The organism is Francisella sp. 19X1-34 (assembly GCF_041102755.1).
Taxonomy (GTDB): Bacteria; Pseudomonadota; Gammaproteobacteria; order Francisellales; family Francisellaceae; genus Francisella.
Genome location: NZ_JBGCTX010000003.1, coordinates 57,051 through 69,451 on the forward strand (window position 1 = coordinate 57,051; position 12,401 = coordinate 69,451).

Consider the following 12,401-nt stretch of genomic DNA (forward strand, 5'->3'; position numbering starts at 1 on the left):
TCCTATTTATAAGACTCTTTAGCTTGGGAAAAATCTGTGAGATGGAGGATAAATATCCAGCACCCTTTTAGCAGATTGTTTTTCGTGTCCGCAAGCTGAGTTATCAAATCAACACGTTTATAAGCCTTAGCTTATAATCTGTATGAAATTTCTTTCATACTTTTAGCATAATCATAAGAGCGAGTGTTGTCAAATAGTTATATAGTAATTTTTTAAAATTTAAAAAGTTTTAGATCCTAGTTGCAAGTGCAATAAAAAAATTTTTTATCTAAAATCTTTGATACAATCATTTTATATACAGTCTTGAAAATCTACTTATGAAAAAACTATTTATCGTCACTATTTCATGCTTAGTATCTTTAATTGGATATGCATCTAGTCTTAAACAAACAGATACTAAAAGTACTGCCTCATTAGCTACTGGGAATGTTCAGATAACAGCTGATAGTGCAATAATTTATAAAAATGATAAAGGCATGGTAACAGCTATATTTCCAAAAAGTGACAAACCTATGAAGTTTGAATCTAATACAGTTACTAGCCTAAATCAATCACAATTAAATAAATATAAATAAACTATATCTTTTAGTTTTTGATTATTATAACTAAAATAGTTTATATCAACATATAGATTAATCAGTAAAAAATACTAGCTTTGACTATAGATATTTTCTTAGACCATTTAAACTACTAAAATCATTACAGCTTAAGCAATTAGTATAGGCATTATGCGAATTAAAAATATTTTTAAGAGCAAAACCTGGTCCAATTTCAACCACATTTGAATAACCATACTCCAATACACATTGAGAAAGTTTACCAAACTGTAAAGTTGTACTTAGCTCTCTAGCCAAACAATCTATGGCATTACCAATAGAATAATTTTTACTAAGAGTTAATGAGTCTATAATAGGATATTGAAGAGAGCAATTATCATACTGCTTAAGATAACTAGCAAACTTAGGTGTCGCATCTTTTAGAAAATGTGTATGAGATGGAACATTTACACTAATTTTTTTAACAAATTTTGCTCCTAATTCTTTAACTGCATTTGCAAATGCTTCAAGCTCCTTATTTAATCCAGCAATTACAGCATGAGTATCTGAAAGACAAATGGCAAGCTCACACTTATGCTTATTTGCTACTTCTTTGATTTGAAAAACATCAAGACCACCTTTGACAGACATCATTGAAAACTTACTCTCATCATTATCTATCGCATCAAGCATAAACCTAGCACGCATTGATACTAAATCTAGAGCCTTATCTAAACTTAAATTAGTAGAGCAAATAAATGCTATAGCCTCACCTAAACTATAGCCACAAAGACCACTATCTGACTTTATAGACAATAAATCAAAAATACCTTTAGATAGTATAGTTATAAATAATTGGGCAAATTTTTGATCAAATAAATACTTACTAAATTCATTCTTGTTTAATAGATTTATATCGACTAGCTTTGATGCTTCCTCTAAAAAAACAACTCCTCTTTCATCCTCAGATAAAAGTTTAAACATATCTGCATTTTGCAAACCTTGCCCACTAAAAGCATACATTATCGCCATACTAAATCCTTATGATAATACTGACCCAATAACAACAATAAAGCTATCATATCAGCTACTCCTCCAGGACTAATATTTGCTAAAGAGAATTCTCTATGCATAGTAACTGCCTTATTCAATAACTCTGTTGATTGACAATTTAATAAATCTTTTGAACGATTTTTTGCGTATATAAGAGTATCATGACCACATCTATTTAATATATTTGTATCATCCATATTTTGCATCAGATACCCATAGGCATTGATAACAGCAATATCTAAGCCATTATGTTTATAGTTATGTACAAACTCCTCAAAATAGTCAAAAACTATAGAATAACCATCTATAGCTAAATCTTTAGCTCCCTTAATATTATACTTCTCTCTTTGCTGCTGGCGTGATTTAGATATCAATGTATCATGCATTTGTAACGGCTTTTTCCACTGTGAAATAAAGTTCTCTTTTAAATCTGGCAAACTTATAACTTCATCAAAAGAAGCAAGTGTCGCACTTATAAGCCCTAAGGCAAATATTGCTCCTTTATGAGTGTTTATACCATTTGTTGCTTTTAACATTGTATTTTCAGCTTGTATTGCCAATTTTTTAAGCTCAAAAAAATCACATCCTTTATTCCCATATTTAACAACTTGTGAAAAATAATTCCTTAAGGCAAATAGACTCTTATAAAAAGTCCTAGCATCCATATCCTTATGAGCACCACTATCTACAAAACTAACCAAACCGGGCTTAGGATAGCTTTTTAATTCTAAAAAAAGAGCCTTTACAGCATAGTTAGCAACTTTCTTATAATTAGTTCTCATACAAGGTTGGTTCAAGCTCATATAGTTTTCTTTTATCAATAGCATATACTGATGATTTTGTTTTACATATTAGATCATTAGTTTTATCACTAATTAGCTCTCTTAAATTAATATCTCCAATATTTTTAAAACGTACTTCAATATCAACTTTACAATTTAAACACTCTTGTAACCTATTAAGAAGATTGTCTAAAGTAGCTAAAGAATAATTTTGGTATATCAAAAGCAAATCTATATCTGAAGTCTCCGTAAAAAGCTTTTTTTTAGTCAAATAACTAATAGCATAAGACCCATAAATATAGATTTTATTTTTCTCAAAAGATTTAGTCTGCCATCCGAAATACTCAGATATTTCTTTTAAGGTTGGTGGTAATTGTATCTTAATAATATCAGCACTTTCAAACAGCATTGCCGCTTTTATTTTATGGCCTTTTTCTACGGTAGCAACAGCAAGCTTAATTCCATTTTGTATATTTTCTTGTCTAGCTACAACTAAAGGATACGAGTTTTTGATCCAAGCTTTAACAATATCTAAATTATTCTTATAAAAATCATCTAACTTAAATGTAGCATTAGGTTTCACATAAACAATATTATGACGATCTAATAAATTTTCTAGCTGTTTAATATCTGCTCCATCACTGGTAAAGCCCACTTTCGCCCCCCTCGCTCAAAGCCTAACTTTGCACGCTCATCATTATCATAATTTAGGTATAAATCTTTTTTTAAATTCTCTGAGATTTCTTCCACACTTAACACTTTATGGATACCACCTAAGTTTTTAAAATTTTCTATCCCCGGTGCAAACACAGATGAAGTTTTACTAAGCTCTTCTAACCTTGATTGAGGAATCTTTGTAACCTTTGACATTCCCTCTAGCCACATTACTGCTACTTTTGCCTCAGGAAGTGCATAGATCTGATCACACATCAAACCAAAGGCAATAAAACCTCCTCCTATCGCTTGATTATATACTGCAGAAATCAACGTATGACCACTATTTCTGGCTACTTCCAACGCTTCTAAAAGATGTGCAAAATATTGATTCATACTTAACCATTCATCTTGCATTGCTAGCTTTTGACCTGCTACATCAACAGGCATAAAAATAGGAGTCAGTTTACCCTCTTCAATAATCTCAATAACCTTCTCAGCCATTAACAATGCTTGCCTAACACCTAAAAAAGTATCGTTTTCAACACCTAATATCTTAACTGGTTTACCATCTAAAATGGCCTGACCAAATATAACACCATCAATAGTTTCATAGCTACAGCTTTCAACAAATACACTATTTAAAAAGTCATTAGTTTTCATATCAACTCCTTTTGATATCTTCAGCTATTTTTAGAAAATCACTATAATTCATATCAAAAATTTTATCAGCTAATTCGCCATAATTATTCTCATTAAGATACTCTGCTTCTTCTCTACAATCTCCAGAGTCTAATAACCTTTGTTTAAGCAGTTTTTGTTCAACTTTAACTACTTTCAAATCTAATCTGGCTTCTTTTTGTAATGCTTCACTAATTCTCATTTTTATTGTAGCTATATTATTATCAGCAAAAAGCTCTACCTCACTATTTAGATAGCGTGTTTTACCGCCATAAACTCTCCATACAAGAGCCCGATCATTAGCATCAAATGCTTCAATACCTTTTACAGCCTGGATAACCTCTGCCCCTGAGACTCCCATACGTGATACTTCAGAAACAATTCGACAATCTAGCGTTGCCGCAATAATTCCCATGCCTCCATAGGCACCATTCTTACCACATATTACACCTATTGTTTTGACTCCATTCCTTCTTGCAGCAAGTATAGATCTGATAATTTCAGATATAGCAATCTCTCCGGCATTTGCCTCGTGTAAACGGACACCTCCACTATCAATCAATAATATAACCGCTTCAACACTTTCTTTTACTGCTTTTTTAAATAATGCATTTAGCTTTGCACCATGCATCTCTCCAACAGCACCTCCAATGAAATCTTTTTGCTGTGCAGCAACAAACACATTTTTATTTTTAAAATTAGCCCTACCTAAAACAATTCCATCATCATGTTGACCAGTTATTCCCAAATCATCTAAATGATGACTATAACAACCATTTTTACAATTAAACTCCTCAAAATCTTCAAAAAGAGAAGCTATTCTACTTCTAGCATCAAGCTCTAGATAATTACTACCTTTTGGAACTTCTTGTTTATGATATACTTCCATTGCTTGTCTTAATCTAAGAGCTACAACAGCAGGCGTTGCCCCACTATCATTTATAGTAAAGCTTAATGCTTCTGGCTTATACTCATCAACAAAGTCTGTACATACTGCTTGCCATAGTTGATCAAACCCATCTACTGATGTAAATATATCAATTATCACTTTATCTTGTTGATTACTATTTACTAATACTTCACAATTTCCAGAACCCACAACACCAACTGTACAGGCTAAACCTTTTTTTGTTGATTTTGTTGCCTCAAATACATAGTTTAATTTTTGCATATTGATCGACCTACCAATTTCTAAATTTACTTGGTGCTTTGTATAGTCCACCTGAAATATCTACAAGATCACGTATAGATTTAGCTGCTAACAAATCTCTAGATGCATCACTAAGTTTTATCCCTAAATCCTCTGGACGCTGAATCACCCCTCTTTCTCTTAGCTTGGCAACCTTTTGCTTATCTCTTGCTAATCCAACTGGCGTATAACCTGCTACTCCTCGAATCGCCTGCTCTCTTTCATCCTTATTTCTACACATCAAAAGATTTGCGATACCTTCTTCTGTAACAACATGCGATATATCATCACCATAAATCATTACAGGAGGTAAATCTGCTTTCATTTCTTTTTGCAAATCCCAAGCATCAAGATTTTCAACGAATGTTGGCTTACCAGAACCCTGAAATGTCTCAACCATTTGTATTACTAGTTTTCTTCCTCGTGGCATCTTATTAGAGGTTGCTTGTGTCAGCTCTTGCCCTGCTTTTAGCCATGCATAAGAGGAATGTCGTCTACCTAAAGAATCACAACCCATATTTGGAGCTCCTCCGAATCCAGCCACACGTCCTTTTGTTGCAGTTGAACTATTTGCCTGTAAGTCCATCTGTAGAGTTGCTCCGATAAATACATCACAGCCATAATGTCCCGCCAACTGTCCAAATAGTCTATTTGATCTAAGTGATCCATCTCTTCCTGTAAAAAATATATCTGATCTTGCTTTGACATAGTCATTCATGCCAAGCTCTCCACCAACAGAGTGGATAGATTCAACAAAGCCTGCTTCAATAGCAGGAATTAGTGTCGGCAATGGATTAACCATCCAATGCTTACAGATTTTCCCTTTTAAACCTAATGATTCTGCATAGGTTGGTAAAATTAGTTCTATAGCACAAGTATTAAAGCCAACTCCATGATTAAGTCTATTAACTTGATATGGAGCATATATACCTTTAATAACCATCATAGCCATTAAAATTTTGATTTCATCTATCAAAGCAGGATCTCTAGTAAACAGTGGCTCAATATAGCATGGCTCTGGAGACTCTATTATTACATCAACCCAATCACCGGGGACATCCACACGAGGTAGCTTATCAACAATCTCATTAACCTGTACTATTATTAGACCCTTTTTAAATGAAGTTGCCTCAACGATAGAGGGAGTCTCTTCAGTATTTGCTCCGGTATATAGATTTCCCTCCCTATCTGCTTGCTCTGCAACAATAAGTGCTACATTTGGTGTCAAATCCATTACCATGCGAGCATATAGCTCATTGTAGGTATGAATATTACCTATCTCAATCTTATTATTTTTAATCATTTGTGACAATCTAATTGACTGAGGACCAGAGAAACTAAAATCAACCTTTGATGCAATTCCTTTATCAAAGATATCTAAATGCTGAGGCAATGAAATAGCAGACTGTATCATATGTAGATCGTTTACTTTTGAAACATCGCATTCCAGCAGAGATTTGGCTAAAAAGCTTGCTTGTTTTTGATTATCACCTTCAATACAGACTTTATCTTTTGGTAAGATAGCACTTTCCAATAATGATACACAATCACTACTCTTACAAACTTTACCATCTAAAAACTTACTTATAGAGAGAACTCTACTTTGATATTTTTTTTCTAGACTATTCCAATCCCTCATTGAGAAACAACTCCCAAAAATCAAATCCCCATACAGAAAGTCTACGAAAAAAGTATATATTCTACAAGTTAATAAGTTATATATTAATAGCTTAAGATTTAAAACTTAATTTAGATTTTATTTTTGAAATAAGCATCGGGATAAGAATATCTTTTTTCATTTGTTTCCATGGTTTAACAATAGACTCTTTAAAAGAATCTCTCTGCCAAAGCGTCTCTGTATACCTTTTTATACACGGACTATCATCCCACAAATATTTCCCAAGATTTAAAAAATCTAATCTCCATAAAAATATACCTAAATAGATATCAATAGCTGAGAAATTCTCACCTAAAGCAAACTCGCCATTATGGTTTTGTAAATACTCGTCAAGTTTGGTTATAGCTTGTTTTGTATTCTGTAAGGTTTGCTTCATTAACTTTGAGTTATGAACAATATTGTTTGTTTTAGAAATAGTTTTAAGTTTATCTTCAAAAGCTCTCCTTAAAAAAGGATCATTCGAATACTTCTTTATCTTTTTTTCTAGAATTGCGATCTTATTTTGATGCCCATTCTTAGAAAGAAATCTAAACATAAAAGGTCTTTTAGCAACAGATACATCTCCATAAGTTAGGACTTCAGGGTCAATTTTATCTACTAATGTCTGCAAATATTCAAACTCTTTTTGAAGCTCTTTATCTGTAGGGAATAATGTCGCATGTATAGAAAAATACTTATCTGCAAATTTAGTAATATTATAGGCATCATTTGTAACTTTGCCATCTATAACAAGAATAGGTACAACACAAAAAGGTGAGATTCTTACAAACTTAGGATCATATTGCTGACATACATTATTTATTAATATAACATGACTCTCATACTTAGTATTTTTTTCAGCTAATGCTTGTCTAACAATCTGTGAATAAAGTGAGCCTGGGAAATGGTAAAGATGTATACCTTTTTGAGGAGCATATTTATTATACTTCTGAGTAAAGATTTTTTCCCTGAAATCTTGTGTACTATATTTAAATTCGTTCATCAACCAGTCCCCCATAACGAATATACTTACAGTATTACAAATAAAATTGATCTTGTCACCTTAAAACCACTATTTCAAAGGGGTATATGTTTATATGAAAATTTGGTGTCAGCTATTTATATAGACTACCTTTTTAGAGTTTTACATTATTTCTTTTGTATAGGACTTTGCACCAAGCTCTTTAATAATATGATCATACAATGCTCGATGAACTTGATAAGTGGGATGGACATGATCCCAAAATGCATAGCTTTGAGGGTTATTACACATACTCCCAGTATAGCCTGCATCTATAACGCTTTGCATTGATGGCTGATCTAACAGTTCAGCCATTTTGGCTCTAGAACTATCCTTATTTTCTAAATCACTATACGCCTTATTTATTTTAGCTTTCTCAGATAAAAAGTACCCTCCCAACCAGCATGAATCTTTAATATGATTTAGACTTATATCAGCATGATATTTCTTATTAAAGTTCTTAGTGTTATTAACCATCTCATTAAATACAAGTGCAATATCTATAAATTTCATATCATGTTTATTAGCATATGCTTTTAGAATTTGATTATGCTTTATATATATTTTTTTCAAAACATTTTCATTTTTTAGAGACTTCGACTCACCAGTTATACTAAGATCTGGCAAACCTATAATAACTACTTTTTTTACTCCAACCTTCTCAATAGCATATATAATACCATCTGTAACTTGCTTTACAGCGCTATCAATATCTTCCATTTTTGGATTAGATGTTAAATAGTCATTGCCACCGACAAAAAATATGGCTAGTTTTTCTTTGATACTATCATCTGAATCTAAATTAAGATATAAACCCACCTGATCATCTAGCACATATGGCGTATCATTATCAGCCCACTCTGGAAATACTATAACTGAACTACCTCCAACAGCATAATTACTGATAGAGATATTATTCAAATACAGTCTATTTGCAAACTGCTCTGACCATACTTCGCCATTAGAAAACATCCCTCTATAGTATGGTGTAGATTTAGGTAATAGCTGTAATGAGTACTTATAAAGATTTCCCCGGTCACTCAAACTATCACCAAATATTAAAACTTTTTTTACACCAAATAATAAACTATTAAAGATATCAATTTCTTTATGACATGCTGAAATTGTAAAACTTGGCGTAATTAAACTACCATTAATTAATGTTTTTATATTGACAGAATAGTTTGTCCAGTAGTATTCATAATTATCATTATGTAATCTATGATTTACTTCTATATTACCTATTGCATCTTTAAATAATGCTTTATTTGCCCCCTTCTCACCGAAATAAAAGAAAGCATTTGATAGCTCATATTTAACAGAGCCATATGAGTTTTTTGACTTAAAGCCTATATTATAATTTGAAGTTGTAGAAACTAGGAAATTATCATTAGATAGTACTTTAGTTACATGATACTGATAAGGTTTGATGATCTTCTTAAAACTATAACCACTATCTTTATCTGTAATAGTAAAAACTGCATCAGTACTACAGTTATTTTCTAACATTAAGCGTGTGTGAGCATATCCAAATGAATAATCTATAGATAAAAAAATAAGTAATAATGAGCTAATTATTTTAAGAACTTTTGTTATCACACTAAATTAATATATAACTATATAATACTAATTCTAGCAAGACTCAATAGTAAGTTATACACTATTGTTCTTAATAAATTCTATTATTTCATTTTTATAACCAAAACATATCCCTACAACAGTATCTGCCGCGCCATAATATATAGCAACTTTCTCACCATCACATAAAGCTGCACAAGGAAACACTACATTTGGCACATCACCTGTAAGCTCATACGATACCGCTGGTGCTAATAAATACGGCTTCGTGCGATATAAAACTTTATCTGGATTCTGTAAATCTAAAAGTGCAGCACCCATTGAATAACGGAAACCATTACAAGTATTAATCACACCATGATAAAAGATCAGCCAACCATCATCTGTCTTAATTGGAACTGATCCTGCACCTATTTTAGTACATTGCCAAGCACTTTGGTCAAAAGGTGTCACTTTCATCACACAACGATGCTCCCCCCAATATTTCATATCAGGACTATAGCTTATATAGATATCACCAAAAGGTGTATGCCCATTATCACTTGGACGACTAAGCATTGCATATTTACCATTTATTTTTTCTGGAAACAATACGCCATTTCTATTAAAAGGTAAGAATGCATTTTCACATTGATAGAATTTTTTAAAATCATAAGTATATGCTATACCAATAGTTGGCCCGTGATAGCCATTACACCATGTTATCCAATATCTATCCTCAATCCATGTAACTCGAGGATCATACTTATAATCAGAGTCTATCATCTCAGTATTTCCACAATCCATAATAATTGGATCATGATTTATATCCCAATTGATACCATCATTACTAAACCCTGCGTGAATATTCATCTGCACAGCTTTATTATCACAACGGAAAACTCCAGCAAACCCATTTTCAAAAGGCACTACAGCACTATTAAAAATACTATTTGATGTTGGAATAGCATAGCGCTGAATTATTGGATTGGCAGAATATCTCCAAATGACATCTTGGCATCCTTCAGGTTTTGACTCAAATGGTATATTTAATTTCTCAAATTTCATTTTAAAAATCCTTAATTTTACTTATGATTTATTATCTATTTTGTTATCTGAATATCGATATGGCACAAAGTATGTCACTAAAAATGCTGGAATAGTAGCAAATAAAACAGCTATAAAGAACCATTTATAACCCAGCAAATCACTAAAATACCCACTTAACATAGATGGAAACATAAATCCCAGATTCATTATTGATGTTGCAAAAGCATAATGTGCCATTTTGTATTTACCAGGTGCGACCTGTTGCATCATAAATAAAATCAACCCAACAAATCCAAAACCATAACCGAAATACTCTAATACAACACAACTTGAAATAACATAATAATTTTGAGTTTGTGTAAATGCCAAATACGCATAAACAGCGAAAGGAATATTAAAGCAAGATACCAAAACCATTCTAGCATTCCTAAGTCCTCTCTTAGCAATAAAATATCCGCCACCAATGGAGCCAAAAACAAATGCTGCCGTACCAAAAGTCCCATATATCAAACTATATTGCTCAGTAGATAAGCCAAGCCCTCCAGCACTAATTGCAGATATGGAAAATAACGGAGCTATTTTAATAGCAAATCCTTCGGCGAAGCGATAAAAAATTATAAAGACAATAAACCAAATAATATGTTTCTTTTTAAAGAAAGTTATCACAACATCTTTAAAAACGCCAAAGCTCTGTTTAAATGATTTATCCTGTAAATTATTTGCTTCTTCTTTAGGGAGTACTAAAAGATGATATAAGGACAATACAAACATTAACACTGCAAAAACAACCATCGTAATTTCCCAAGCTTTTACAGCTCCTAGTTGATTTTGTAAGCTCCCTGCCAAATAGATTAAAGGTCCAGCCGCAATAATTTTTGCAATATTATAAAAAGCTCCTTGCCAACCTATATATTTTGCTTGAGTTATAGGATCAAGAACATTTATATAAAGACCATCTGTTGCAATATCATTCGTAGATCCCATAAATGCTATAATTGCCAATAGTGCTATAGAGTATCTAAAAAAGCCATCTAATGGTAAAGACAATGCGACAAAAATAAATGTCAATGCCACTATAAACTGGGCTATAACAACAATATATTTTTTATATCTAAAGATTTCTAAGAAAGGACTCCAAAAAGGCTTAAGGCTCCATGGCAAAATTAAAAGACCTGTCCAGAATGTAATTTGAACATCATTTATACCTAAATTCTTATACATAACAGATGATACTTGCGCAATGAATATAAATGGAAATCCCATTGCAAAATAGGCACTTAATATCCAAGTAATAGGTGTTTTTTTATTTAACATAGTGATCAAACACTGATAGATAATAAAATTAAATATAGCAATACCTAAACTATTAGTCCATAAACGCTATGGGTTAATCGTAATATATAGTTTTTAATGATTTTATACTTAAGCTTTATCTATTTAATATTGATTTCTATTCAGATTTCTTTGATTAACTATATTTATAGTTTACGGTAACTGCTAATATTAAACATATCGCTACAAAACTGAAAATTAAGATGAAAAATATAGCAATTATTGAGCCAATTGGTATGACTCTAGAACAAGAAACCCAACTAAAAGAGATATTTAAAGATCATAAATTAAGTATTTTCGATAGTCGTAACTATGATGATCAAAAGCTTATAGAACAGTTAAAATCAGTAAATATTATTTTATTAACTAACAGAGTACTTTCATATAGTGTCATTAGCCAGCTTGATAATTTAGATTTTATTTCTGTGGCTTTCTCAGGAATAGACCATATCAACAACCAGGCTATTAAGGAAAAAGGAATAATAGTTAAAAATTCTGCAGGGTACGCTAATAGTGCTGTTGCTGAGCTAACAATAGGCTTTATGATTAATCTTGCAAGAAATATTGTAAACAATCATAATAATATGATTAATTCTATTGGAACAAATACAGGCACTGAGTTAAAAGGTAAAAAACTTGGAATTGTTGGTTATGGTAATATAGGTAAAAAATTAGAACATCTTGCTAATGCTTTTGAAATGCAAACAATAAAATATAATTCAAAAAGCTCACAAAGTGATTTAGAAAATTTATTTAAAGAAAGTGACTTTGTCAGCTTAAATATCCCTCTAAATGATCAAACAAAAGGTATAATAACCTCAGTTCGGAATTAAAAGCATTGTAAATTAAGGGTTTAGTAGTGTTTTTAGGTTAAAATAAGCGAAAAACC

At 31.7% G+C, this 12,401-nt stretch carries 12 protein-coding genes and 1 riboswitch; of the genes, 2 read left to right on the top strand and 10 right to left on the bottom strand.

From position 1 onward, the window contains the following. Nucleotides 1-46 precede the first annotated feature (46 nt). Nucleotides 47-125, bottom strand: a riboswitch (SAM riboswitch). Nucleotides 126-317: 192 nt separating this feature from the next. Then, on the top strand, nt 318-575 hold the full coding sequence (locus AB8E56_RS00960; protein WP_329477012.1) for a hypothetical protein: 258 nt from the start codon (nt 318-320) through the stop codon (nt 573-575). Between the two features lie 84 nt (nt 576-659). Here AB8E56_RS00960 and AB8E56_RS00965 read toward each other — a convergent pair whose 3' ends face one another. From AB8E56_RS00965 to AB8E56_RS01010, 10 genes are all read right to left on the bottom strand, one after another. Then, nucleotides 660-1,568, bottom strand: a complete 909-nt coding sequence (locus tag AB8E56_RS00965) for an acyltransferase domain-containing protein (protein WP_329477014.1) — start codon at nt 1,566-1,568, stop codon at nt 660-662. Then, nucleotides 1,559-2,371 (bottom strand): triphosphoribosyl-dephospho-CoA synthase, encoded by an 813-nt coding sequence (locus tag AB8E56_RS00970; RefSeq protein ID WP_329477017.1) that lies wholly within the window; start codon nt 2,369-2,371, stop codon nt 1,559-1,561. The genes AB8E56_RS00965 and AB8E56_RS00970 overlap by 10 nt, the downstream gene beginning before the upstream one ends. Further along, complete coding sequence (locus AB8E56_RS00975) at nt 2,361-3,026, bottom strand: phosphoribosyl-dephospho-CoA transferase MdcG domain-containing protein (protein ID WP_329477019.1); 666 nt, start codon at nt 3,024-3,026, stop codon at nt 2,361-2,363. Before AB8E56_RS00975 ends, AB8E56_RS00970 begins: the two co-directional genes overlap by 11 nt. Next, nucleotides 2,987-3,688 carry a biotin-independent malonate decarboxylase subunit gamma gene (locus AB8E56_RS00980; protein WP_329477021.1) on the bottom strand — a complete coding sequence of 234 codons (702 nt, stop codon included), beginning with the start codon at nt 3,686-3,688 and terminating at the stop codon, nt 2,987-2,989. The genes AB8E56_RS00975 and AB8E56_RS00980 overlap by 40 nt, the downstream gene beginning before the upstream one ends. A 1-nt stretch (nt 3,689) precedes the next feature. Then, on the bottom strand, nt 3,690-4,877 hold the full coding sequence (gene mdcD / locus AB8E56_RS00985) for a biotin-independent malonate decarboxylase subunit beta (protein WP_329477023.1): 1,188 nt from the start codon (nt 4,875-4,877) through the stop codon (nt 3,690-3,692). A 10-nt stretch (nt 4,878-4,887) separates the two neighbouring features. Next, complete coding sequence (mdcA, locus tag AB8E56_RS00990) at nt 4,888-6,534, bottom strand: malonate decarboxylase subunit alpha (RefSeq protein ID WP_329477025.1); 1,647 nt, start codon at nt 6,532-6,534, stop codon at nt 4,888-4,890. A 91-nt stretch (nt 6,535-6,625) separates the two neighbouring features. After that, the gene (locus tag AB8E56_RS00995) at nt 6,626-7,555 is read right to left on the bottom strand and encodes a glutathione S-transferase family protein (RefSeq protein WP_329477027.1); all 930 of its coding nucleotides are present in this window, start codon (nt 7,553-7,555) and stop codon (nt 6,626-6,628) included. Nucleotides 7,556-7,696: 141 nt separating this feature from the next. Further along, nucleotides 7,697-9,172, bottom strand: coding sequence for an SGNH/GDSL hydrolase family protein (locus AB8E56_RS01000; RefSeq protein WP_329477029.1), 1,476 nt, complete (start codon nt 9,170-9,172; stop codon nt 7,697-7,699). A 54-nt stretch (nt 9,173-9,226) separates the two neighbouring features. Beyond that, nucleotides 9,227-10,198 carry a glycoside hydrolase family 130 protein gene (locus AB8E56_RS01005; protein WP_329477031.1) on the bottom strand — a complete coding sequence of 324 codons (972 nt, stop codon included), beginning with the start codon at nt 10,196-10,198 and terminating at the stop codon, nt 9,227-9,229. A 21-nt stretch (nt 10,199-10,219) separates the two neighbouring features. Further along, nucleotides 10,220-11,494 (bottom strand): MFS transporter, encoded by a 1,275-nt coding sequence (locus AB8E56_RS01010; RefSeq protein ID WP_329477033.1) that lies wholly within the window; start codon nt 11,492-11,494, stop codon nt 10,220-10,222. A 221-nt stretch (nt 11,495-11,715) separates the two neighbouring features. On the opposite strand from AB8E56_RS01010, the gene AB8E56_RS01015 reads away from it, so the two are divergent. Then, complete coding sequence (locus AB8E56_RS01015) at nt 11,716-12,345, top strand: NAD(P)-dependent oxidoreductase (RefSeq protein WP_329477035.1); 630 nt, start codon at nt 11,716-11,718, stop codon at nt 12,343-12,345. Nucleotides 12,346-12,401: the final 56 nt, after the last annotated feature.